Origin of the sequence: Emticicia sp. BO119 (assembly GCF_013912375.1) — a bacterium.
In the GTDB taxonomy this organism is placed as follows: domain Bacteria; phylum Bacteroidota; class Bacteroidia; order Cytophagales; family Spirosomataceae; genus Emticicia.
Genome location: NZ_JACETV010000002.1, coordinates 634,633 through 658,278 on the forward strand (window position 1 = coordinate 634,633; position 23,646 = coordinate 658,278).

Genomic DNA, 23,646 nt, shown 5'->3' on the forward strand with positions numbered 1-23,646 from the left:
TCCTTAGTTCAGTTTTAAAGTATAAGATGAAACAAGTTCTTAGTAGATACTACCGTTTAATCATTGTTTTTTAAGAATTTTTAATAAAAAACGTACTATTAAAAATTTTTTTAATAAATGATATTGCATTTTGCTCATGATTTGTGTTGCTTTACGAATATTTTATTACAGCCTGATTTTATAACCCACAACTTAGAAGCCTTAAACCAATGCCTGTGCATATCCATTCCAACTTCAAAATCTACAATTGCATAGATACTTCTACCCCTGATCTATGTCTTTGTCTCCCTAAATCAAATTCGTATTTATTAACAACAAAACAATTCTACTATGGTAAAAAAGTACCTATTGAGCATGCTTATGCTTTTTATGAGCCTGCATGTAATCTACGCACAAGAACGACAAGTCAAAGGCAAGGTGACAGATGCCAGTGACGGCTCAGGAATGCCCGGAGTAACTATCGGAGTAAAAGGAACAACCAAAGGTGTAATCACAGACGGCGAGGGTATGTACACAATTGGTGTAACAAATGGTGCAGTACTTGTATTTTCTTACATTGGCTATGAAACAATAGAAGTTGCAGTTGGAAATCAGTCAGAAGTCAACGTGGGGTTAACTGCTTCGGCAATGACATTGAATGAAACCGTTGTAATTGGTTATGGAACATTGAAAAAATCTGACTTGACAGGAGCAGTTGGTTCAGTAAGGGAAGCACAATTGAAAGAACGTCCTTCTACTTCTTTGAACCAGGCTTTATCAGGCAGAATGGCGGGTGTTCAGGTAAATACCAACTCGGGTCGTCCGGGTGGTAGAACCAATATCCGTATCCGTGGGTTTAGCTCAATTAATTCCTCAAATAACCCATTATATGTGGTTGACGGTGTAATGTTGCCACAAGGAAACCAGGCACAGTTCAGTTCGGCTATCGATTATATCAGTCCTGATGATATTGTATCAGTTGAAGTTTTGAAAGACGCTTCATCTACGGCTATCTACGGTGCCAGAGGAGCAAACGGGGTTATTCTGATTTCAACAAAAAAAGGAAAAGCCGGGCAGAGTCAGGTAACTTATAGTACAGATTTAAGTGTAAATACTATCGGGCCAAACAGACCTGAAGTATTAAATGCCAAGGAATATTTAGCCACTGAAGATCTTGCATGGGCCAATATGGAAAAATTTGATCCGGTTGGCTGGGCTGCAGGTAAATGGGCTTATCTGAACCCTAAATTGCGCCGTACTGATCCAAGAATTTTTGATGCTAACGGAAATCCACTCTATGATACTGACTGGTTGAAAGAAAGTACCCAGAACAAACTTTCACAAAATCATCAGTTAGGATTTAACGGTGGTAACGAGCGCACACAATATGCACTTTCGTTAGGTTACCGTGATGACCAGGGGTTAATAAAGACTTCATATTTAAGACGTTACTCAGCACGTTTCAGTATTGATGATCAGGTTAAATCGTGGTTAAAAATCGGGGGTACTTTAGCTTATAACAATCAAAGCGAAAGATTGGCAGATATTAATGATGCCGTGGCAAGACAGATTGTTGAGGACTTCCCATTTTTACCTGTGAAATACGAAGATGGTACTTATGCCAACAATAGAGATTATCCGTTTGCTGAAGGTACTATGAGTTCTGTACACCGTCTGATGGGTCGTAAGTATATCCTTAATACACAAACTACCACCGGAAGCCTGTACTCAAACATCACTTTTGCTAAAGGTTTAGAAATGCGTACTGTATTGGGTATTAATGTAATGACTCAGGAGCAAAATGAGTCAAGTACCAGAACACTGGAGATTGGTGCACAAGGAACAGCCTCTGCACGTAACAGAAAAGAAGCCTTCTGGTCTTTAGAAAATTACCTGACCTATAATAAGCAGATTAATGAAAATCACTCATTAACTGCCTTGGCTGGTATTTCATGGCAAGAAACAAATTTCTTCAGAATCATGGCGGGTATCCGTGGCTTTTCGACTGATTATTTCGGGTTCAATAACTTAGGGGCAGGTAGTACACTGCCAACAGTTGAGTCTGATGCTAATAGAAGTGCCTTTAACTCGTATTTCGGTCGTATCAACTATACTTTAATGAATAAGTATTTGTTTACTGTTACAGGCCGTGCGGATGGGTCTTCCAAGTTCGGGGAAAACCATAAATTCTCTTTCTTCCCATCGGCGGCAGTAGCATGGAAAGTTTCTGACGAGGATTTCTTAAAAACTAATTCTGTTATCTCTAATCTGAAAGTGCGTGCGAGTTTTGGTTTGACAGGTAACTCTGAAATTCCTCCATATTCATCATTATCACTTTTGAGCTCTAATTATGCCACTGTAATTAACGATGTGAAAGTATCAGGTACAGGTATTACCCGTTTGGCTAACCCTGATTTGAAATGGGAAAAAACTGCCCAGAGCGATGTGGGTATTGAGTTAGGTTTATTCAAAGGTAGAATCTCGATTGAAGCGGATTATTATTACAGAAAAACTACTGATATGTTGTTAGATGCTCCTGTACCTCGTACAAGCGGCTATGCTACAATCAGAAGAAACGTAGGTTCAATGCAAAATAAAGGTATTGAGTTTGCAATCAATACTGTAAATATTGAAAGAGGTGGTTTCCAATGGACAAGTAATTTCAATATCTCAATGAACCGTAACAAAGTGCTTTCGCTGGCAACACCATCTGATATATTCGGGGTAGGTGGTCCAAACTTTACTAACCAGACAAACATCATTCGTATAGGTGAGCCTGTAGGGTCATTCTGGGGCTTAACACGTCTCGGTGTATGGAGTGAAGCAGAAAGAGAGCAAGCGGCTAAGTTTACCAGCTACAGAAATGGTTTGACTATTCTTCCAGGAGATATTAAATACCTTGATGTAAACGGAGACAATGCAATTACCGACGCTGACCGTTCGATTATCGGAAATGGTAGCCCGTTAGCCTGGGGTGCATTTACCAATACTTTGCGTTATAATAATTTCGATCTGACATTAGAATTGCAATATTCTTATGGAAATGATGTAATGATGATGAACCTGCATGCCAGCGAAGACCGTCAGGCACTGGCCAATAGCTATACTTCTGTATTGAATGCCTGGACACCAACTAACCAGAATACAATGATTGCCCAGATACGTGATACAAGAGCTGGGTATGTAACAAACGTTGATAGCCACTGGATTAAAGATGGGTCTTTCTTACGTGGTAAAAACCTTTTATTAGGATATAATTTTCCAAGTAGTGTAACGAATAAGCTGAAATTGAGTCGCTTAAGAGTGTATGCTTCGGCACAGAACTTCTTCTTGTTATTAACTGATAAGATTATCGGAGACCCAGAAGTAACACCAACTAACCAAGGTGACGGTAGCAGCGCATTCTCTCAGGGAATGATGTGGCATAATTATCCGAAACCAACCGTTTACATGGCAGGTTTACAGCTTACATTTTAATTAATTTAAAGAATTTTGAATATGAAATTGAATATATTGAAAAACTTTAGCAAAATAGTTGCCTGCGGAGCAATGCTATTCGGCGTCGTTGGCTGTTCTGATTTCCTGAAAGAAAATGCCCCGTCAAATTTAACGCCAACCAGTTTTTATACTATACCAGACCATGCAGAGGCGGCTATTGCGGCCACTTATGCAGATATGCGATCAATTTATGATGGAGCCGGGATTTTCTCATCTACCTGGCAATTATTGGAGGCTATCACGGGTACTTCTACTACTGAAACAGCGCAGAACTCAGACCTTAATAATCTTTACGGTTTAGTTTACGATGGCAATACCCAGCATGTTGTTAACTATTGGAATGGTTTATATAAGGTTGTGGCACAGGCAAATCAGGTATTAGAAAAAGTACCACCGATTACACCTATGGATGCCGCTCAGAAAAACAGAATATTAGGAGAAGCCAAATTCCTACGTGCATGGGCGTATTTTTATATTGTAAGATTGTGGGGTGACGCACCATTGATTACTAAACCTCAAACAGCCGCCTCCGAAGACTTCAGACCTTCGCGCGCACCACAGGAAGAAGTTTATAAACTGATTGTTGATGACCTGACTGCCGCCGAAGGAGCAGGCCTGGCATGGATGAACTCAAACGGACGTGTTTCTACTGCCGCTGTAAAATCTTTATTAGCGAAGGTGTATTTAACAATGGCAGGTTTTCCGCTTAATAAGGGGGCATCACATTACAAATTAGCAGCCGATAAAGCAAATGAAGTAATTACTTATGCCAATGCCAATCCATCAAGTATCAATCTTTTTCCTACTTATTACGACGTACACAAGGAAAGTTTGAAAAATACAGTGGAACATATCTTTATGGTTCAGTATAATACAGTAGTAGCGGGCAATCCGATGGATAATATGTATCCTAACTTTAAGCCTGTTACTTACAATGGCCCATCAGGTACGGGTAGCACTGTTCCTACTATACAGTTTTATAACTCTTATGAAAAAGGAGATCTTCGTGCTAAAGACCAACAGGGATATTTTTATACTTCTTATTACACAAACGGAAATGGTGCACCATTTGAATTAGGAGCACCTTATATCTTTAAGCATTTCAATATGACTGCTAACGGAACGGCAGGTGTAGCAGGTACTCGTAACAATAACCTTAACGTGCCTTTAATTCGGTATGCAGAAGTATTATTAATTTATGCTGAAGCACAAAATGAAGTAGGTGGACCAACTCAGGCTGCTTATGATGCTTTCAAGAGAATCAGAGACAGAGCACAATTAGTTACGCCAGCTTTGGGTACTTATTCTAAAGATAGTTTCAGAGAGGCAGTCTGGAGAGAGCGCTGGCATGAACTATGTTATGAAGGTATCACCTGGTTTGACATGGTGCGTTTGAGAAAAGTATATAACGAAGCAACCAACGGTTTCGATAACTTTGTTGGGCACATCAATCCAAGTTCTAAGCAAGCTCTGACGGATAAACATTTGTTAATGCCACTTGGTAAACAGGAAATGCTGAATAACCCGAATCTTAAACCTCAGAACCCGGGATATCCGAACTAAGATTGATTTATCATTTTTTATGCCAGAAGCGGGTTGTGCTTGTCACAATCCGCTTTTGTTTTCAGAAGGTGTAGTCACCTCCTGAAGTTGCAAATTACTTAAGTACTGTTGCCATGTAATGCCTTTTATAGCATTTTCAGGGCATAAATTAATTCCTGTTGTAAATACCTGATAAAAGGCTGTGGAAGGCTCAATATACACTATTTCTTCATTTCTGCCTGATTGAGCAAAATAGTCTTCTGTCATATTTTCTAAAGTTAGCACCTCTGGCCCACCAATAGTAGTAATGGTATAAGTTGGTTTATTGGCCACTAACTCAATCACAGAAGTTGCAGTATCTGATTTATCAATAGATTGAAATTTCATACCGGCGGGTATTTGTATAGGTTTGCCTGGCCCCTGGTCAAAAACCTGAATGAGTCTGTATAATACTAAATCATGGAATTGTGTAGCTCGCAGAATAGAGTAGGGGAGTTCTGATGCTTCAATCAATTTTTCGACTGCATATTTGGTTTGATAGTAAGGATAATCGCTTTTATCTACCCCGGCTATGGATACATAGAGAAAGTGTTTGCAATGATTTTTGTCAATAAGTGCTAATAGGTTTCTGGTACCTTCTATATCTACTACCTGTGCATTTCTTGGATTACTTGCACAATGAATAATGATTTCTGAACTTTCAACGGCTTTCTCTAAACTTGATTGGTCAGTTAAGTCTCCCTGAATGATGTTTGTAAAAAAAGCTATTTCTGGTTTTTCTTTTGAACTCAGGATATTTACACTGTAGCCTTTTGCTAATAGTTGTTTACTGAGTTCTTGCCCCAATGTTCCTGTCCCGCCTGTGATTAATATTGATTGCATAGATTATCAGTTGGTTTTCTTTTCCACAATATCCCTTATTTTTTCTCTTATTTGCAGACTAATCGCATTACTTAATTTCGGATCGGTTTTAGTGAAAATGATACCTGCTATTTTGTTTTTACTATCCTGCCAGGGGTGTGTGCCAAAAAGCCCCGGGCTGCTTGTTTCCAAAACAATATTATTTGTATCTACAACATCAAGCCAGTTACCAATACCATATCTGATACCTGTATTTTTATAAGTTGAATAAGGATTGGCAGGATAGGGTGTACCTTCAATTATAGCATTGTTAGTCTGGTCTTTCATCATTTCAGCAACAGCATTTTCACTTAATACTCTTTTTGTCTGATAGATGCCTTTGTTGGCTATCATTTCTAAAAAATGAAGATAGTCTTCAGCAGTTGTATAACCCCCTCCGGCAATGATTGGGTTTCGAAGCGAAAGATAAGTAACTGTCAGGTTGCATGGAGTAGCAATTTTCTCATTAAAAAGTGTCTGCCATGATTTGCCTGATACAATCTCGGCGATTCTTCCGGCAATGTGCATACCTATACTACCATAATTAAAAACAGTACCGGGTGGGTGTATCTTAGCTGTATGAACGGCTAAAGAATCAACAGCTTGGGCTAAGGTTAGAGAAGTACTATATTCATAACCTTCAGGAGAATCACCCGGAAAACCGGAAGTATGGGAGAATAATTGCCGGATACTAATATTCCCTTTGCGGTATTTTGTAAATATCGGCAAATATTTACCGACTGTATCATTTAGAGATAATTTCCCTTCATCAACCAAAGACATAATTACACCTCCAGATAGCCATTTAGAAGCTGATGCGATAGCTCTGGCATCTATGGTAGTAAGATTGTGCTCTTTTTTGTAAATCAATTTTCCGTTTTGAGATACTAATACTGCCAAATGGTTTGCATAAACAGAGGCATTTTCTTCTATAAAATCGTCAATTGAAGAGAAGTCATACATAACAGGATCGGGATTAGTAGTCTGACAGGATAGACATAAAGTAATCAATAATAATAGTATAGCAGTGGCTAACTGTTTCATAAATTTTCTTTGGTTTAAATCTGCTCTTTACATAAAGAGGAATAGCATTTAAGCAAATAGCCTTTGTTAGACTATCATGGCAGATTTAGGTTTAATAATAGTTAAGAAAATGCAAACAGAATTTAGGCTTTTTCAGCACAAACAATCAATGAAGCAACTTTGATGGTTTCACCATTAATTTCCTGATCAGGCTCCTGTTGTTCTATGATATTAGTTATTTTAAAACCATTATCATTTAGTAAGTCGTATAATTCTTCTTTCCTATACATCATAAAACCATATTGGGTAAAGGCATACCGCTCCATAATTTCTTTGGGTCTGATAGCTATCAGCAATTGCCCTTCCGGCTTTAAAACTCTTTTGACTTCTTGAAGTACTAATGCTGGATTCTCCCAGAAATAAAGGGTATTAACCGTAAAAATTTTATTGAAAGTAGGTGATTCAAAAGGAAGATTATCGGCGGAGGCAAGGAAGAATTTTGCCTGACTATTGTTGATGAAATCTTTGTTATAAAGAATAGCGGCTTCTACCATTGCTTCTGAAAAATCACAACCGATATAGTGTATAGCCGGGGCTAATGAAAGAATGTCTTTTACAAAGAAGCCATTGCCCATGCCTATTTCAAGAATCACCTCATGGGCTTGTACATTAAGCGTATTTATGGCTAAAACATTTATCTCCTCATTGCCCTTATTCATTCTTTCGCCAACCTCTGTGGCGTGCTCTCCATGTGGCTGTCTTAGCTGACGGGCAATTTCTTTCAATGCGTCTTCGTGCATATCTGTTGTGGGTTTAATGAAGCTAAGATAAGGAAAATAGTTAGAAAGTGCCCATCAGATGTTAATTTTTAGCATTAGTTAAATCACGTATTTGACAAATTCAAAAAACCGTAATAGATTTGGCGTCACACGTGATTATTTTAAATGAACAGCACTTTATCAATAGACATTACAACGCTGCAACCCAATGATTTGCCTGCTTTACGAGAGTTATATCTGACCGTCCGACAGGCAACATTTACATGGCTTGATACCAGCCAGTATCAATTATATGCTTTCGATACTGATACAGCAGGAGAATTGACATTGGTTGCACGTGTTGATGAGGTGGTAATAGGGTTTATTTCTGCCTATCAGCCGGATAATTTTATCCATCACCTATATGTGAACAATGAGTTTCAGGGTCAGGGTATCGGGACAATGCTTTTGAACACTATGCTTGAAAACTTACAAGCTCCAGTCAGGCTTAAATGCCTGAAAAAAAATAAGGCAGGGATGGCGTTTTATGAGAGAAACGGCTTTGTCAGGAAAGAGACGGGCGTATCGTTAGAAGGCGTTTTTATTGTTTTTGAGTACCAGAGAGACATTTGATCAGAATGAAACTTCAAATCATTCATGGGCAGTTCGGATAACAGTACTGCCCATATTTTTTATAGGGTAGACTATGAAATCCGTATTGAAAATATGTATTTTTACAAGCTGGTGTATTTGTTGTGCTAAAAGGATTCTGTCTGATTTTATTTGAACGTAGCCGTTAGGGAAGTCTAAGCCTTGCAGACCTTCATATTTACTTAAAATCAAGCATTAATCTCAACTACTATAATCTGATTATGAAGAAAATTTTCCTGGTACTTTCTCTATTATTTGTATTTTCAACTTTAACTGCTCAGAAATCTCTTCCTGATAGGTCTTGTAATGTCAATGATACGCAAATAACTGACGAAATTCAGCAGATTATGCAAAGGCTTCATTTAAGAAAGTCATCAAACATCAGGGTTAGTGAACTTCCCCGGCTTGAGTGTTTAGTGGCTGTCTCGGTTGATAAAGAGATGTACGATTATTATAAACGAGATAGAAATGCAATCAGAAACCAGGTATATGAGATATTCGATCGGGTATCGAAAATCTATGAGAAAGATGCAAACATAAAAATGACGGTTTCTGATATCGATATTTGGGAAGATCGATACTATACCACCATTGGGAATTTTAATGACTATTGGAAAACCATCGGACAGGATAAGGTAAAACGTCATTTGGTACATATGTTAGTGATTAATGGGACAGAAACAATAATGGGCGGCGTGGCTCATTTTCATGGTAAATTTCGGATTTGAGCATTTATAATTTTATATAACGTTTAACATAATTGATTAACAGGAATGAAATACATCAATCTAACATTTTTAGCAGTTTTTTTGATATTGGAAAGTTGCTCATCTAAAAAAGAAACTATTGATAAGGAGAAGGAAGAAGAAGTTATAAATGGGAATGACCCAACTATTGATAAAGAGAAAATCAATGAGGTAGTAACAGGAAGTTGTCGGAGTGGTTTTTTCTCAATAACTGTTGATGGAGAAGAGTTTTGCACCAAATATGGAGAATATTCACCCTCGCTGAATTCAAAATATGACAATGAGCAGAGAGATGATTTACTCAAATTCTGGACGTATTTTTTTAATCTCAATTCTCAGAGACATAGGAACTGGGAAAATATTTCATTTGTAGGAACAATAGCAAATTTAACTAAAACAGGTGATTACAAACTTGATAATAGCGCCTACAATGTTAATAAAGAAACTAATTCTTATCAGGATAGAATAAGTTATGTTCACATTACTAAAACGGAAGATATTGATGGACATATTCACAAAACTGCCTATCAATACAGAATTACTGATAGTGCAGTAAGAATTACCAAATTTTCTAAGGAGAAAATTAGTGGTTATTACCATGCAGTGGCTTTGAAAGGAGCAGAGATAATAACAATTAAAGGATATTTTAATGATTGGGAATTATCGCCTGATTAATTAATCTGTTCCTTCAACAAGAGATAACTATGGCATATATAATGGTTGATATAGAAAGTGATGGCCCGATTCCGGGTGATTACTCTATGATTTCGTTTGGGGCTGTTTTAGTGAATGAACAGCTTGACAAAACTTTTTATGGAAAACTAAAACCCATTTCGGACAAGTTTATTCCTGAAGCACTGGCTGTGTCCGGGCATTCTCGTGAAGAAACCCTTACTTTCGATGAACCAGTAAAAGTAATGACCAACTTTGCAGAATGGATAAAAGATACCTGTAAAGACAGACCTATCTTTATCAGCGATAATAATGGTTTCGACTGGATGTTTATCTGCTGGTATTTTCATCATTTTGTAGGTACTAATCCTTTCGGATTCAGTTCTCAGAATTTAGGAAGTTTCTACAAAGGCATTGAAAGAGATACGTTTAAGACTTTTAAGCATCTGAGACAAACGACGCATACGCATAACCCTGTAGATGATGCCAAAGGAAATGCGGAAGCATTGCTAACAATGAAGAAAGAGTTTGGATTGAAGATTAAATTCTGAAGCAGTGTTTAAAATTTCAAGCAAGAAATTAGACTGGTTTAATCAGCTTATCATTTTTAGATTCTATGACCGACTACCTCACAAGCACCCGCAAGCAATTTGAGTATTATAAAATGCTTGGCGAAAAAACATTTGCTCAGGTATCAGACGAGCAGTTGTTCTGGCAGTATAATGAAGAGAGTAATAGCATCGCCATAATAGTAAAGCATTTATGGGGTAATATGCTCTCTCGCTGGACAGATTTCCTGACAACCGATGGTGAGAAAGAATGGAGACAAAGAGATGCAGAATTTGAAAATGATATAGCCACTAAGGAAGAACTATTGTCTAAATGGGACGAGGGATGGGATTGTCTGTTTAAGGCGCTGGACAGTTTAACAACTGAGGATTTAGACAAAGTAATTTATATCCGTAATCAGGGGCATTCGGTCGTTGAAGCCATCAATCGACAATTAGCCCATTACCCATATCATATCGGGCAAATCGTATTTATCGGCAAAATGGTTTGTGATACCAACTGGACTTCTCTGTCAATACCCAAAGGCAATTCAAAGGTTTATAACGAAGAGAAGTTCGCCAAACCCAAAGAGAAGCAACACTTTACAGATGAGTTTATAAAGGAGTAGTTTTTTTTGAAAGGGCACGGAGCTTGGGGCAGAGGGAAAACGCCCCAATCTTATTCATATTTCCCCATGCCCTCTGCCCTAAGCTCTATGCTACTCAATCTTTAATGTCTTCACCGGATTCATCAAAGCTGATTTAATGCTGTGAAAACTGATGGTTAAGAGCGCAATGAGAATAGCGGTCATTCCTCCTGCAACAAATACCCACCAGCGTATCGGTACTCTGTAAGCAAAACCTTGTAACCACCAATGAATGGCATACCATGCCAGTGGAGAAGCGATAAGTACTGCCCATAGTACGGGTTTCAGAAAATCTTTTGAAAGTAGTATGGCAATACTGCCAACAGTTGCCCCTAATACCTTTCGGATACCGATTTCTTTGGTGCGACTACGAGCAGTAAACATGGCTAAGCCTAACAAGCCCAAACAGGCAATGTAAATGGCTAAACCCGCAAACCAGTTAAAGAGTTTGGCTAATCGTTCATCCGCCTCATACTGTTGCTGAAAATAGGTGTCAAGAAAGAAATATTCAAAGGCATTGTTCGGGAAAGCATTTTTATAAATTTCTTCAACCATAAACAGCGTGTTCTTTATATCCTTACTTTGTAGTGTAAGTGTTAGATAAGTGCTATTCCAGGGGATATGCTGAAAGACAATCGGCTTGGTATTGCTTTTCAATGATTCCTGATGAAAGTCCTTTATTACCCCGACAATATTTTTGGGTAAAGCATCTCCGATTTCCTGATTTAAAGCACTTTCTGGTGTTGAGAAACCGAACGCTTTCATGGCTGTTTCATTGATAATTACGGCATTATCATCTAAAATCATTTCTTTTACAAAGTTTCTTCCTGCCAGTATTTTCATTTCATAAGCCGGAATAAAATCTTCATCAATGGCCACCATATGGCAAAGTTTGAAGGTATTGGCAGCTTCGTGGAAACGTTGATATTCAGATGTCCAGAATATCTCCCTGCCCGGAACAGAAGACGAAGCTGTTACGTTTTTTACACCCGTATTAGATAAGATTCTATCCTTAAAAAAAGTTACGTCATTGGTAAAACTACCAGTTCGGAGAATCTTGGGTGTATTGATAATCAGTTTCTGGTCGATGCTCATACCCAAGTCCTGCTTCTGCATAAACTTCATCTGCTGGTTAATAACAATGGTAGAGATAATGAGCATGATAGAGGCTGAAAACTGAAAAATCACTAAGCCTTTGCGGAATACTTTTCCGGAAGAGCTGGTTGATAAACTACCTTTTAAAACCATCATAGGTTTGAATGAAGACAAAGCAAGCGCCGGATAAATACCCGATAGAACAAACCCCAGGCAGAAGACAGCTATAATAGCTAAATAAAAGACAGGTTGAGAAAGAATAGCAAAATCTGATTGGGTAATGACCTGAGTAGCCATCAGAAAAAGACCGATGCCTATGAGTAAGGCAAGCAAGTTGAAAATGAATGATTCTAATAAAAACTGACCTATCAATTGCTTTTTCTCTGAGCCTAAAGTCTTTCTGATACCCACTTCTTTGCCTCTTTCCATACCCATCACAGTAGAAAGATTAATATAGTTAAGCCAACCAATGGCAAGAATCAATAAGGCAACCACTATTAATACATAGAGTATTTCCATCTTACCGCCAGGCTCTATTTCTGAATTACTGAGTGAATGCAAGTGAATTTCCCGGATAGGCTGTAATGTCATGGTCTGATGGATATTATACCTTTTCCATAGACGACCAAGATGTTTTTCAATCACAGTCGCAATACTATTTTCTATAGTACCAACTTTAGCATCGGGTTTGAGTAGGAGGTAGGTATAGAAATTTGTCCAGTACCACCCGCCATTAACAAACTGGTCGTTTTTAAGCAGGTTTTGTATAGCAAAAATGAAATCGAAGTGGAAGTGGCTATTGTCAGGCACATCGGCAAATACACCACTCACAATGTAGTTTCCTCCCTGCCATTCAGAGGTCAATTGTAATACCTTTCCAATCGGGTCTTCCTGACCGAAATATTTCTTTGCCATTGATGCCGAAACAACCACGGACTGAGGACTTTGTAATACCTGATTAACATAGCCTTTAATTAAAGGAAATGAGAATACCTTGAAAAATGAAGCATCGGCATAAAACCCGTTTTTCTCCTGAAAACTCACTACCTCTCCGTCAGCTTTTCGATAATTAATCATGCCCTCAGCCCGATGCAAACGCACAAAATCTTCCACCTCCGGAATTGATTCTTTAATAGCAGGGCCTTCTGCATGATAACTTATAGCACTACTATTAGTCAATACTTTATTTTTGTAGTCATGCAAATTAATCCGATAAATCCTGTCGGCATGTTGGTGAAATTCGTCAAAGCTTAGTTCATCAAATACATACCGGGTAATAAGCATAAAAGCTGCCATACTTAAAGACAACCCGATAATCATAATCAGAGAGATAGCCTTATGTTTCAATAAAGTTCGCCAGGTGATAGTAAGGTAGATTTTTAACATGCTAATAGAGATTTGAATATCAGCAAATATATAACTAATTTATTAGTTTTAAAACGAAGTGATTAGTTTTATTTCCTGCCAATAAAAATTGCTTAAGATTACAAGACCTACATTATTCTTATAATCTTAAGCAATAAAAAAATTAACTCAACCCTCACTTCTTATGAGACCTGTCATAAGACTGCTGCAAATAAGCCATTACAGTTTCGTCTAACTGATTGCTATCAGTAATGGTAAGCATATGCGAGATTCTCGGCATTGCACCTACTAATTTCGATTTCTGCAAAGTTTCAGTAAAAGGCTCTGTTCCTAAATCTACCCCTAAGCGTATTTCTTTAGGTTTGATATTAACGGCTGCAAATTCACGGTTAGCAGTAAACGAAAGATATGTTTTCTTCGGAATAAGGATTGAATCAGGAAACAACGTCAGAATTTTGTCTGACACTGCCTCAAACACGGGTCTCATGGTCTCACATTTGACAAACTGATTTTCCAAAAGAGCCGATTCATTCTGGTACACAGGTTGCCCGTTATTCAGATAAAGTCCTGCCAGTAATGAGGCTTGCAGATGATTTAGTTGGTAATCTTCTTTTAACCAGTTAAGTATTTCCATTTGTTTAGTAAAGCCCGAAGGTTTAATAATTTCAAACCATTGCTCCATTGATTTACCTGTTCTTTCCTGAATGGTATCCATAAACTCTTTCTCGAGTTCGGCTGATGTTTTTATCATATTTTCAAGTGTTTATCGCCAGAGACCTAAAATAAAACCTATTAATGTAAAATAAACCGTAATATAACCCCCATTAATCAGAATATACTTCCATGAGCGTTGCTCAAAGAGTGCAACAATGGTAAAGATGATGGCACAAAAACCAAAGCCCGTCAGAAAACCAGCCGTAGCCCCCCAGGCCATATCGGTCTTATCATCTCCAAGAAAAAACGCAAGATTATAGCTGGCAATAAGCGCCAATATAAATGTTAAGGTATAGACCTTGCCAGGATTCATGGCTTTCAATTGCTCGTCAGTCAGATTATTCTCTTTCTTCCAGGCATTGTAAAATAGTGCAGGGGAGTACCATAGGGCTCCTAAAGCCAGATTAGCAATGGCGCAGACCAGAACGGCCCAGTGATTAATGTGAAAGTTTTCCATAGATAGTGTTTTTGATTACAAATGAATAGTAGAAAAATGAGATTGTATTGGAAAAAATTTACCTCAGCCAATGGCTATATAATTGAGGTGTTCTGATTGTTTAGTTAGAAATTGATTCGGTGTAAAACCAGAAAACGCTTTAAAATCATTAATAAAGTGAGCCTGGTCATAGTATCCGCTTTCAAAAGCAATATCCTTCCAGTCTAAAGTCTTTATAGAAGTACCTATATCATGAATAACTTTCTGGAAACGCATGATTTTCAGAAAACCTTTGGGAGGCACGCCAACATTTTCTTTAAACAATTGTATCAGGTGTTTTTGGGAATAACCTACTTTAGTGGCAATCTGCTCGATAGATAGCTGATTCGGAGACTGTATAATTTTATTAACTGCATAATCGATAAATGGATTGACAATGAGCCGACTGGCAAATTTCTTTAACAGAAACTTCTCAGCCTTCTGAAACTTCTGCAAAATAAGCGGTGCGTCCTGTATCATTGCTCTTAAATCCATAATCTCATGGCTTAAAACCAGATCGCCATCTACTACATAATCTGTCAGTTCATTCAACGGCATTTGTACAAAGGGATAGGCCTTGCCTCTGTGAAAATTGATAATAAACATCTGACTTTCTTTACCTGACGGAATGGTGATATAATTATTTCTGATACCAGAAAACCACACATGCCTGCAAGCCTGAATTTCTTTCAGTGTTTCATTATCATAAATATACTGGGGTAAATCAGAGAGCTCCATGACAATGTTGATGTGTCCATCAGGAAGAAACCGATCAATAGAGTGAACCGGATTATAACCGCTGTAGTAAATAAAATTGTCAATAAACTGACTGAGTGGGAAAGCCGGTGTATAGATTTCAAAAACCATGGCTATTAGGATTTTGATAGGTTAGTTTAGGACAGGTAATCAAATATAGTGAAAAGGTATTTATTTTATGTAATTGGTATGTTAAATTATATAAAATCATTCCCTCTTATTTGATTTAATTCAGGCATGATTTTAGAAAACCTATAATACGTATGTTGATTGCCAAAGAATTTGTATTTTTGTCATTGAGTGAAAAACAACTTTATACTATAAAACTATGACTAAAAAATTATCTCTGATTATTATATCAGTATTTCTCCATTTTACTTTATTCGGACAAGAGTATTCGCTTACCACAGAAAACGGAATAACTCCTAATGAACTTGAATATGTTGAGAATATAGGGACAGATTCTATCCCTATTTATGCAGAAATTCCCCCTAAGCCAATATTAACATCAGATAGAGATATTATTTGTGATGGTTCATACGCAACTTTGGTTGCTACTGGTTGTAATGGAACAATTATCTGGAACACAGGGTTTACAGGAACGATAATGATTGTAAGTGCCGGTGGGACTTTTTCCGCAATTTGCACTAACCAGTCTGGTGCAAGCGAGCCATCACATCCGATAGTTATTAGACAATTTTTCTTACCTGAACCGCCAACGGTTAGAATGTCCTCACCTATTACCTGTGAGGACAGAACTAAAACGCTTATTGCATCTGGATGCAACGAAGGTGTGATTTGGAATAGTGGAGCAACTCAATCAAGTATAACGGTAAGTGTTTCTGGTACTTATGTTGCAGCTTGTGTATCTATTTGTGGTACAAGCGCTTCTTCAAACCTTGTAGTTGTAAGGTTTCTTTTCCCTTTTCCTTTTGTAATGGCTGAAAATACAGGCCCTTATCAAACTGGAGAAAGTATTCATCTTAATGGGTGGGGAACAGGGAGAAGGTTAGTATGGACAGGACCTAATGAATTTATGGAGATTGGAGATTCAATCAAAATACTAAATGCAAAAATTGCCGAAAGTGGAGTTTACACTTTGACAGTAACTGATAATGATGGATGCTCAAAGTCTGATACCACTCATGTAATTGTTAAGCCATGCTCTGAAAAACTCAGATTCAGCTACGTAAGTACAGAACCTGACCTTCGTTATTTGTTTTCTTTAAAAGATGGAATGATACTCAAAAAATTTCCCTTTAAGACAGGGATTCTGGCTACTCCTGTCTGCCAGTTAGATACAAGCATTGTAGGCAGTATTAGAATGCAAATGTCAGGGCCTGAATCTTTTTATAACCGGGATATTATTGAGAACGTGTACCCTTATTCTATTTTGAGTAATAATGGATTTCAGATTTTTGGTTCAGTTTTTCCGATAGGAGAATACACACTGACTTTCACAGCTTATTCACAAATATCTGGTCAGGGAGATGTATTGTTCGGGCCACAAATGGTACATTTTACTATTGTAGACTCTTTAGTAACAATCAATCTGGATAGCCTGAATATAACTGAAATTTGCCCTGGGGCACCTTTAACTATAAGTTTCACTGGCACAGGTAATTTCCCAGCAGACAATTTATTTGAGGTACAGTTATCAGATGAAGGTGGGTCGTTTGAAAACCCCATTAAAATTGGAGAAAGTATGAGTGGTAGTCTTGTTCAATGTAGCATTCCTTTGAATGTTTCACCGGGAGATGCTTATCGTGTACGGGTCTATTCTACTAAACCCGCTCAAATAAGTAATACAAGTTTTGAATCTTTTAAAATCAAAGCCAGAAAAATTGATTTGCAAAACCCAGATGATAACATTAATAGTATAGTCAATAGAGAAGCAAGTGAAATAATAAAAGCGAGCAATAAGATTCAATTAAATGCGCGTGCTTCTTATCATACTGGAAGATATATTTTATTAACCCCGGGTTTTGAAGTACATTCTGGTGCCATCTTTAATACGCAAATAGTGGGTTGTTTCTAATAAGTTTTTAAGAAATGTGTCAAAGTGAACCTAAACATTCAGCAAGATTTTGTAAGAATAAGAACTACTACGAATCTATATATAAAATGAGAAAGACCTTTACCCTTGTTACTCTGATAATCATAAGTAAAATAACGGTTGCTCAAGTGAAAATGCGAAGTATTGACGAATTAATAAATACCAGTGAACCCGGCTGGGAATTAGTCAGCAACTGGATAAGCAAAGCTAAGAATAAAGTAGAGGTCCTTGCAAGTGACCTGGTTAATGCTAAAGAGGCGCTCTATAAAACGCAGGTAACTACACGCTCTCCTATGGGTGCAATAATATATGCTACCGGAGGCTTATTAATCGATAATGGTTGGATTCGCATTTTAGGTTCTGGTCATACTAAACTTAATCGTTCTCTTCCTGATTGGAATTTAGGAAAGACTTTTAGCCATTTCGGAGAAGCTGCGCCTTTTTTATTGATTGCTGATGATGCTGTCGGAGGATTTTTTGCTCTTAATGGTAAAGGATTAGGGAATGACCTTGGCAAAATCTATTATCTCGCACCGGAGAGTTTAAATTGGGAACCTCTTGATTTAAGTTATACGGATTTTCTGAATTTTTGTTTTAATAGTGACCTTGATGCGTTTTATGATTCACTACGTTGGAAAAACTGGAGAGAAGAAGTAGCGAAACTTGATGGCAATAAAGTTTATAATTTTTACCCTGCTTTATGGACAAAAGAGGGCAAGAATATTAATAAAAGTTCACGTAGGGTAATTCCTGTTGAGGAGCAATTTCATCTTAATATGGATATTCGGAAGCAATTGGGATTAGACAAGAATTAGGGAATGAAACCCTAATAAATATTATATTCAGCATTAAACCTAATGCCTTAATTTTTGTCTAACAACTATATTTCTACGAGTTCAAACCCTGTTCGGTTTAAGCACAAATTGCTGTAAAAAAAGGAGAATGTCTTCTGCTAGATTTTTAACAATCTTTAACAGAGTAATGAGCTAAACAACAAACGGATTCGGGCTGAATTTCGTTAATAGTAGTATAGTAAAAATCTAAATATTACAGTTGTTTTAAGAGTAGAGGGAAGATGAAAGAACTATTTAAAAAAGCCTTGCTCATCGGGATGATTGGGCTCGGCATTTCAAGCGCAAAAGCACAGGTAAGTACACATAAAGACCCAACTGCTGATTTCGGCGATTATCGTTCATTTGCATGGATTCAACCGGATATCCAGACACAGAATCCACAATATAACAATCACCTGGTTACTAAAAACATTCAGGCAAATGTTGATGAAATTTTGTTGAAGAAAGGTATGAACATCAACACAAAGAAACCGGATTTGTTATTGAGATTCCATACGGACACTGAGAAGGAAACCACTCGCGGGTTCGCTAACCCTATGTATCCGATGATTGGTTATGCCCGTGTAGGTAGATATATAGTACCTTATACAAGGGGTTATTATGGTGGGGGGTATTCTGCGCCATATTCATATACGAAAGGTACTTTAGTGATTGATGCCATCGATGCTAAAACTAATAAACTGGTTTGGCAGGGAAGTATTTCAGCTACCTTGAATAATCGCAAGATTGATAAGCAGATTGAGAAGGGTGTCAGCAAAATCATGAAGAAATACCCAACGTCATAATTGTATCACGACTTTCCAAGTCTTCATAACAATCAAAGGGAATGTGCCAAACGGTACGTTCCCTTTTTTATTTCATTAAAAATATTGTTTATCTAAAATAAAATTTAGATTAATCTAAATTTTATTTCTATTTTTTTGTAGAAAATTATAAAACAATGACACATGCAATAAAATCTATATCAAAAAAAGGGGTGCTTTTCGCCGTTGGCTATGTAGCAATCAAATGGCTGATTATTTTAAGTGTCGGTACTTATCTATCCAAACAAGGCTTATGGAAAAATGGATACCTGTTCATACTACCTGTTATAGCAGTTTCAATAGGAGCATTTCGATACTTCAAAAAAGAACCAGCTTATAAACGCTATTTCAGAAAAGCACTTGAAAATTATTATCCAAAATATGCCAAAGAACTATTAGACGATATTGATGCTCAATACGAAGCACTGAAAACAGACGTCAGTTTTGCTAAAACCTCAGCTAATCCTATGGACAAACGACTTGATTTATCAGCCTACTTTTTAGCATTAATCATGGTATTAGATAAAGCAGGTGAGAATTTTGCGAAAATCAGAGAAGTGGCACTTTTTACCATTACAGAATACTTACGGCCTAAAACTCAATGGCAGGCGTTTCTGAAAAGATTACCTGTTAGACTGATAAAGACCGATGTTGGTAGATACTTAGTTAAAATCTTTGCAAAAAAGGTCGGACAAAGAGGCAACCCCGAAGGTTTTGTAGCCCATATCATTACCGATAAAAAAGAAACACATGGATTAGGCTATGGGGTTGATATTATAGAATGTGGTATCTGCAAACTTTTCAAAAAGCATAATTATCAGAAATACGTCTCAATCTTGTGTGAGGTTGATAAATATACCACCAGTTTAGCTGGCTTATCCATGATTCGCACCGATACCATTGCTAATGGAGCGAGTAAATGTGATTTCAGGTATCAACTGAAAAGTGAGATTCTTGAATAGAAATCATATTTTAAATATTCTTTCTACACCTTCCTTTCATCTTTTTCCTAAAAATTTGTATTTTTACGTATAGCAAAAATACAAATTATGAAAAACTTTACGAATTCTGTCCTTCGGTTTCTACTGGGGCTTAAAAGACCATCCAGTAGTGCCAATAAAAGCTTACTCCATAAAAACGGAGAGACACTATCTTCTTTCATTATCCGGGAAGCCGTTGCTAAAGATTTAGAAGATTTAGTGACACTATATATCCAGACGTGGTATGAAACCTATGGGAGTTCAAAACATAAATTATCGCGCGATTATATCCACCGCCATTGGAAAGAATTCTTCAGTCGAACAAATGAGGGCTGGTTTTGTTTTGTTATTGAAAATATCCGTACACATCAGTTGATTGGATACGCCAAAGCCAAGCCATACTCATCAGGCGACCTTCCTGATTATGCAGGAGAACTCAATAAAATTTATGTATTAAGAAACTATCAGCGGTTAGGCCTTGGTGCTAAATTAGTAGAGCATGTAGTAAGACGTTTCCTTGACAACGGGATTCATACAATGGTATTGTTTGGCATTCCGCAAAACCCTTCCTGTGGTTTTCATGAAGCTATGGGTGGAAAAAGATTATATGCTGCTAACCGACAGTTTCATGGAGGGTATGGTTGGAAAGATCTACGGGAATTCGCTGAAAGACGTCTTATTTAAACAGAAATTTTAAATAGGTAGCATAAAAATAGCTTAAATTATATTCACTCCTAACTGTAAAATTATGATTCAGCCGATTGAAATGAAAACAGAGCTACCTATGTACATTGCCAATAAGGCAACCAGCACAACTATACAAGTATGGAAAATGCTTTATGCAAGCTATGAAGGTGATATAGATACTGTGCAAGCACTATACAAGAAAACCCCCGAGCTTATCTATGCCCAATACAATTATACTCCGCCTATTCATTTTGCCGTTCGGGAGGGGCATTATCATTTGGTAGAATACTTGCTGCAACAAGGGGCCTATAGCCCTGATTATAAGACCTATCCTTTTCTTGATAGTTTATTTACTGTAGCTTTGGATAGAGGATATGATGACATTGCTTTTATGCTACAACAATATACAGATAGCCCAACACGTCATAAGTATAAGGGAGATAATGGGGAAATCCTTTATAAGCGTAGGCCATTAGACAAACATTTTGAAGAGACAGTCGACAATGGTTACCTTGATGATGCTGAAAAACTGCTTAAGGTGAACCCTGAATTAGTACATGATGAGACTTTTTTCTGGGCAGAGGGTATTCTGATGATGCCTGCAAAAGATAATAACAAAGCAATGGTAGAATTACTATTAAGTTATAGTGCCAAAGTGCCCGTCTTATTAAAGTGGGCACAGGCCTACTATTTCAAGCATCTGGATATGGCAACTTATCTGATGAACAAGGGGATGAACCCTGGCGTAATGAGCTGGCATCATGTAACACTACTACATGATATGGCGCAAAAGGGCTTTATCGATAAAGCCGATCTACTGATTAAACATGGAGCAGACCTGAATCCGGTAGAAGAAGAATACCAGTCAACGCCCTTAGGGCTGGCAGCCAGGTGGGGACATCTACCTATGGTAGAATATCTTTTAGAACAGGGGGCCGATCCTCATAAAGCAGGAGCAGACTGGGCAACACCTTTGGCCTGGGCAAAGAAAAAAGGCCATACAGAGATAGAGAATGCATTACTTAAATATACTTCGAAGTAGAGCCTGCTCCGATAGTGGCTATATCCCTGCATTAAAAACAGAAATAAAAAAGGTTTAAAATACGTTAGCAGAGAGGCAGACTAATTATTAAGATAGGGTAGATGTTTCAGTCATTAGTAAAGACATTTTTCTTCGGAAACTATTTTTATGGAATATGCGCTGTAGCACTTTCAATAGAAGCTGCTTTACAGCAACAGTACCCTTTAAATAAGCTTTATTATTATGTATTGGTATTTACACTGACAGTCTGGTTTTACACCATAGCATATATTACTGACCCCTCATTAAGCACTTCAAAAAACCCGAGAACAAACTGGTATATTCAGAACAGGAAATTTATCAGATACAGCCAGCTATTTCATTTAATAATGAGTGTTATTATTGGCCTTTATATACTATATATATACTGGCAGGAATTATGGCATATCCATATCAATCAGTTAATACCATTATTACTTACGCCATTAGCGGCTTTGTTTTACTATGGGCTTAGTTTTTTGCCCAGTTATAACCTGAGAAATATAGGTTGGCTTAAGCCTTTTGTGATAGGTTTTACTTGGGCTGGGCTTATTACTATTGCTCCCATTGTTTTTTATAACCTTACTCATCAAAGCGATCAGGGCATCAGTCCGATAGGATGGTGGTTGTTACTAAAAAACTTTATGTTTATCTCTGTTCTTTGCATCATGTTTGACATTAAAGATTATGCTACTGATTCTAATCACAATATCAAAACTTTTGTGGTGAAGAAAGGATTGAGATTCACGATTTTCAGTATTATCCTGCCGCTCACTATTGCGGGATTAGTGAGCTTTTTGATATTTGGTACCTTCAATCATTTCTCTCAAAAAAGACTGAGTATAAATTTACTTCCATTTATAGCTATGATAAGTGTATGCTATGCGCTGAAAGAAAGAAGAAATATATTTTTTTACCTTATTATTATAGATGGGCTGATGTTTTTTAAGGCAGCTTGTGGCATTATTGCTTCGGGTTAAAAAACTATGCCAGCCCGATATATTATTTCTCCCTGAAAATAATAAAACCATTGTCAACTTTTTCCATTCCTATTTTTGGGTAATATTCCATTGCTGTCGGTACTGAAAGCAACAAAACCATTGATTGTTCGCCTGCTTTTTCTTTGGTGAGTTTTACCAGTTGTTTTCCAATACCTGTTGCTTTATAATCTTGCCTTACGGCCAGGTCAGCTAAATAGCAGCACCATACCCAATCAGTGATGGCACGTGAAACACCCACTAACTGATTGCCATTCCATGCTGAAATAATTAAATTGGCATTGGCATACATTTTGCCGATTCTTTCAATATCCTGTGTAGGTCGGGGTAAACCGGCGTTTTCATAGAGTTCAACAATTTGTTCGGGGGTAGGTACTACATCAGTTTTATAGACAAGCTCCATATGAATTTTTTCTTGAAAATACTTTAAAGTTGATTAACGTATAGTGTTTGGCAAAAATACAAAATATTCATATTGAACAGGTGGAACAGAGAAAACAAGAGATTATCTGACTACCCGGAGATTAAAATCGCAGAAAATTATTTTGAAACTATTGTAATAGCGAGGGCTTGGCTGTATATTTGCAGCCGCAATAAGCCCTTACCTGAACTAAAAAAAATTAACAACAACTGATGAATATACGTTTCAGATGCGTGTATAATCTTGCTAAAATACCATTCCTGTCTTATCACCTGGTGTGAATTGAGGAATGGTATTTTTTGTTAAATGTCTTATAGTCAGATATTTATAGTTTTATTTAAAATTATTCTAAATTACTATTAAAAATAAAAAAAGTTAAAAAACCTATTTGATTGAAAACAATAGTGGCGTAGTTTTG

Annotated in this window: 22 protein-coding genes; 14 read left to right on the plus strand and 8 right to left on the minus strand. The window is 37.3% G+C overall.

Features of this window, described 5'->3' with window-relative positions:
* Positions 1 to 354 precede the first annotated feature (354 nt).
* Positions 355 to 3,456: a TonB-dependent receptor gene (locus tag H1R81_RS09555; RefSeq protein WP_229251110.1), complete on the plus strand. Its 3,102-nt coding sequence runs from the start codon at positions 355 to 357 to the stop codon at positions 3,454 to 3,456.
* Positions 3,457 to 3,477: 21 nt separating this feature from the next.
* Positions 3,478 to 5,040: a RagB/SusD family nutrient uptake outer membrane protein gene (locus H1R81_RS09560; protein ID WP_181840482.1), complete on the plus strand. Its 1,563-nt coding sequence runs from the start codon at positions 3,478 to 3,480 to the stop codon at positions 5,038 to 5,040.
* A 42-nt stretch (positions 5,041 to 5,082) separates the two neighbouring features.
* Here H1R81_RS09560 and H1R81_RS09565 read toward each other — a convergent pair whose 3' ends face one another.
* The 3 genes from H1R81_RS09565 to H1R81_RS09575 all read right to left on the minus strand — a co-directional run bounded on the left by H1R81_RS09565 (position 5,083) and on the right by H1R81_RS09575 (position 7,742).
* Entirely contained in the window at positions 5,083 to 5,901 is an 819-nt protein-coding gene (locus H1R81_RS09565; RefSeq protein ID WP_181840483.1) for an SDR family oxidoreductase, read from the minus strand.
* 6 nt (positions 5,902 to 5,907) lie between these two features.
* A complete protein-coding gene (locus H1R81_RS09570; protein WP_181840484.1) occupies positions 5,908 to 6,963 on the minus strand; it encodes a serine hydrolase in 1,056 nt (351 codons plus the stop codon).
* A gap of 122 nt (positions 6,964 to 7,085) precedes the next feature.
* The gene (locus H1R81_RS09575; protein ID WP_181840485.1) at positions 7,086 to 7,742 is read right to left on the minus strand and encodes a class I SAM-dependent methyltransferase; all 657 of its coding nucleotides are present in this window, start codon (positions 7,740 to 7,742) and stop codon (positions 7,086 to 7,088) included.
* 144 nt (positions 7,743 to 7,886) lie between these two features.
* Here H1R81_RS09575 and H1R81_RS09580 point away from each other — a divergent pair, with 144 nt between their 5' ends.
* The 5 genes from H1R81_RS09580 to H1R81_RS09600 all read left to right on the plus strand — a co-directional run bounded on the left by H1R81_RS09580 (position 7,887) and on the right by H1R81_RS09600 (position 10,946).
* On the plus strand, positions 7,887 to 8,333 hold the full coding sequence (locus tag H1R81_RS09580; RefSeq protein ID WP_181840486.1) for a GNAT family N-acetyltransferase: 447 nt from the start codon (positions 7,887 to 7,889) through the stop codon (positions 8,331 to 8,333).
* A gap of 239 nt (positions 8,334 to 8,572) precedes the next feature.
* Positions 8,573 to 9,079, plus strand: a complete 507-nt coding sequence (locus tag H1R81_RS09585; RefSeq protein WP_181840487.1) for a M12 family metallo-peptidase — start codon at positions 8,573 to 8,575, stop codon at positions 9,077 to 9,079.
* Positions 9,080 to 9,124: 45 nt separating this feature from the next.
* Positions 9,125 to 9,772 carry a hypothetical protein gene (locus H1R81_RS09590; protein WP_181840488.1) on the plus strand — a complete coding sequence of 216 codons (648 nt, stop codon included), beginning with the start codon at positions 9,125 to 9,127 and terminating at the stop codon, positions 9,770 to 9,772.
* Between the two features lie 29 nt (positions 9,773 to 9,801).
* Complete coding sequence (locus H1R81_RS09595) at positions 9,802 to 10,320, plus strand: 3'-5' exoribonuclease domain-containing protein (RefSeq protein WP_181840489.1); 519 nt, start codon at positions 9,802 to 9,804, stop codon at positions 10,318 to 10,320.
* A 65-nt stretch (positions 10,321 to 10,385) separates the two neighbouring features.
* A complete protein-coding gene (locus tag H1R81_RS09600) occupies positions 10,386 to 10,946 on the plus strand; it encodes a DUF1572 domain-containing protein (RefSeq protein ID WP_181840490.1) in 561 nt (186 codons plus the stop codon).
* Between the two features lie 90 nt (positions 10,947 to 11,036).
* Here H1R81_RS09600 and H1R81_RS09605 read toward each other — a convergent pair whose 3' ends face one another.
* The 4 genes from H1R81_RS09605 to H1R81_RS09620 form a co-directional block, all read right to left on the minus strand.
* On the minus strand, positions 11,037 to 13,445 hold the full coding sequence (locus H1R81_RS09605) for an ABC transporter permease (RefSeq protein WP_181840491.1): 2,409 nt from the start codon (positions 13,443 to 13,445) through the stop codon (positions 11,037 to 11,039).
* A 154-nt stretch (positions 13,446 to 13,599) separates the two neighbouring features.
* On the minus strand, positions 13,600 to 14,175 hold the full coding sequence (locus tag H1R81_RS09610) for a DUF5655 domain-containing protein (protein ID WP_181840492.1): 576 nt from the start codon (positions 14,173 to 14,175) through the stop codon (positions 13,600 to 13,602).
* A 12-nt stretch (positions 14,176 to 14,187) separates the two neighbouring features.
* Positions 14,188 to 14,595 (minus strand): DUF1761 domain-containing protein, encoded by a 408-nt coding sequence (locus tag H1R81_RS09615; protein ID WP_181840493.1) that lies wholly within the window; start codon positions 14,593 to 14,595, stop codon positions 14,188 to 14,190.
* A 63-nt stretch (positions 14,596 to 14,658) separates the two neighbouring features.
* Positions 14,659 to 15,480 carry an AraC family transcriptional regulator gene (locus H1R81_RS09620; protein WP_181840494.1) on the minus strand — a complete coding sequence of 274 codons (822 nt, stop codon included), beginning with the start codon at positions 15,478 to 15,480 and terminating at the stop codon, positions 14,659 to 14,661.
* A 217-nt stretch (positions 15,481 to 15,697) separates the two neighbouring features.
* Here H1R81_RS09620 and H1R81_RS09625 point away from each other — a divergent pair, with 217 nt between their 5' ends.
* The 7 genes from H1R81_RS09625 to H1R81_RS09655 all read left to right on the plus strand — a co-directional run bounded on the left by H1R81_RS09625 (position 15,698) and on the right by H1R81_RS09655 (position 22,789).
* A complete protein-coding gene (locus H1R81_RS09625) occupies positions 15,698 to 17,407 on the plus strand; it encodes a 3-coathanger stack domain-containing protein (protein WP_181840495.1) in 1,710 nt (569 codons plus the stop codon).
* Between the two features lie 86 nt (positions 17,408 to 17,493).
* A complete protein-coding gene (locus H1R81_RS09630; protein WP_220275198.1) occupies positions 17,494 to 18,240 on the plus strand; it encodes a DUF2625 domain-containing protein in 747 nt (248 codons plus the stop codon).
* A 260-nt stretch (positions 18,241 to 18,500) separates the two neighbouring features.
* Positions 18,501 to 19,064: a DUF4136 domain-containing protein gene (locus tag H1R81_RS09635; RefSeq protein WP_181840496.1), complete on the plus strand. Its 564-nt coding sequence runs from the start codon at positions 18,501 to 18,503 to the stop codon at positions 19,062 to 19,064.
* Positions 19,065 to 19,219: 155 nt separating this feature from the next.
* Positions 19,220 to 20,044, plus strand: coding sequence for an L-2-amino-thiazoline-4-carboxylic acid hydrolase (locus tag H1R81_RS09640; RefSeq protein WP_181840497.1), 825 nt, complete (start codon positions 19,220 to 19,222; stop codon positions 20,042 to 20,044).
* A gap of 87 nt (positions 20,045 to 20,131) precedes the next feature.
* Entirely contained in the window at positions 20,132 to 20,746 is a 615-nt protein-coding gene (locus H1R81_RS09645) for a GNAT family N-acetyltransferase (RefSeq protein WP_181840498.1), read from the plus strand.
* A gap of 64 nt (positions 20,747 to 20,810) precedes the next feature.
* On the plus strand, positions 20,811 to 21,791 hold the full coding sequence (locus tag H1R81_RS09650) for an ankyrin repeat domain-containing protein (protein ID WP_181840499.1): 981 nt from the start codon (positions 20,811 to 20,813) through the stop codon (positions 21,789 to 21,791).
* A gap of 101 nt (positions 21,792 to 21,892) precedes the next feature.
* Complete coding sequence (locus H1R81_RS09655) at positions 21,893 to 22,789, plus strand: hypothetical protein (protein WP_181840500.1); 897 nt, start codon at positions 21,893 to 21,895, stop codon at positions 22,787 to 22,789.
* A gap of 22 nt (positions 22,790 to 22,811) precedes the next feature.
* Here H1R81_RS09655 and H1R81_RS09660 read toward each other — a convergent pair whose 3' ends face one another.
* Positions 22,812 to 23,210, minus strand: coding sequence for a GNAT family N-acetyltransferase (locus H1R81_RS09660; protein ID WP_181840501.1), 399 nt, complete (start codon positions 23,208 to 23,210; stop codon positions 22,812 to 22,814).
* Positions 23,211 to 23,646 lie beyond the last annotated feature (436 nt).

Excerpts from the sequence above, each read along its gene's own strand:
- H1R81_RS09570 (WP_181840484.1), bottom strand. The coding sequence starts at position 6,963 with ATGAAACAGTTAGCCACTGCTATACTATTATTATTGATTACTTTATGT.
- H1R81_RS09620 (WP_181840494.1), bottom strand. The coding sequence starts at position 15,480 with ATGGTTTTTGAAATCTATACACCGGCTTTCCCACTCAGTCAGTTTATT.
- H1R81_RS09625 (WP_181840495.1), top strand. The coding sequence starts at position 15,698 with ATGACTAAAAAATTATCTCTGATTATTATATCAGTATTTCTCCATTTT.
- H1R81_RS09635 (WP_181840496.1), top strand. The coding sequence starts at position 18,501 with ATGAAAGAACTATTTAAAAAAGCCTTGCTCATCGGGATGATTGGGCTC.
- H1R81_RS09600 (WP_181840490.1), top strand. The coding sequence starts at position 10,386 with ATGACCGACTACCTCACAAGCACCCGCAAGCAATTTGAGTATTATAAA.
- H1R81_RS09645 (WP_181840498.1), top strand. The coding sequence starts at position 20,132 with ATGAAAAACTTTACGAATTCTGTCCTTCGGTTTCTACTGGGGCTTAAA.
- H1R81_RS09605 (WP_181840491.1), bottom strand. The coding sequence starts at position 13,445 with ATGTTAAAAATCTACCTTACTATCACCTGGCGAACTTTATTGAAACAT.
- H1R81_RS09565 (WP_181840483.1), bottom strand. The coding sequence starts at position 5,901 with ATGCAATCAATATTAATCACAGGCGGGACAGGAACATTGGGGCAAGAA.
- H1R81_RS09615 (WP_181840493.1), bottom strand. The coding sequence starts at position 14,595 with ATGGAAAACTTTCACATTAATCACTGGGCCGTTCTGGTCTGCGCCATT.
- H1R81_RS09590 (WP_181840488.1), top strand. The coding sequence starts at position 9,125 with ATGAAATACATCAATCTAACATTTTTAGCAGTTTTTTTGATATTGGAA.
- H1R81_RS09555 (WP_229251110.1), top strand. The coding sequence starts at position 355 with ATGCTTATGCTTTTTATGAGCCTGCATGTAATCTACGCACAAGAACGA.
- H1R81_RS09655 (WP_181840500.1), top strand. The coding sequence starts at position 21,893 with ATGTTTCAGTCATTAGTAAAGACATTTTTCTTCGGAAACTATTTTTAT.
- H1R81_RS09585 (WP_181840487.1), top strand. The coding sequence starts at position 8,573 with ATGAAGAAAATTTTCCTGGTACTTTCTCTATTATTTGTATTTTCAACT.
- H1R81_RS09660 (WP_181840501.1), bottom strand. The coding sequence starts at position 23,210 with ATGGAGCTTGTCTATAAAACTGATGTAGTACCTACCCCCGAACAAATT.
- H1R81_RS09595 (WP_181840489.1), top strand. The coding sequence starts at position 9,802 with ATGGCATATATAATGGTTGATATAGAAAGTGATGGCCCGATTCCGGGT.
- H1R81_RS09560 (WP_181840482.1), top strand. The coding sequence starts at position 3,478 with ATGAAATTGAATATATTGAAAAACTTTAGCAAAATAGTTGCCTGCGGA.
- H1R81_RS09610 (WP_181840492.1), bottom strand. The coding sequence starts at position 14,175 with ATGATAAAAACATCAGCCGAACTCGAGAAAGAGTTTATGGATACCATT.
- H1R81_RS09575 (WP_181840485.1), bottom strand. The coding sequence starts at position 7,742 with ATGCACGAAGACGCATTGAAAGAAATTGCCCGTCAGCTAAGACAGCCA.
- H1R81_RS09630 (WP_220275198.1), top strand. The coding sequence starts at position 17,494 with ATGAGAAAGACCTTTACCCTTGTTACTCTGATAATCATAAGTAAAATA.
- H1R81_RS09640 (WP_181840497.1), top strand. The coding sequence starts at position 19,220 with ATGACACATGCAATAAAATCTATATCAAAAAAAGGGGTGCTTTTCGCC.
- H1R81_RS09580 (WP_181840486.1), top strand. The coding sequence starts at position 7,887 with ATGAACAGCACTTTATCAATAGACATTACAACGCTGCAACCCAATGAT.
- H1R81_RS09650 (WP_181840499.1), top strand. The coding sequence starts at position 20,811 with ATGATTCAGCCGATTGAAATGAAAACAGAGCTACCTATGTACATTGCC.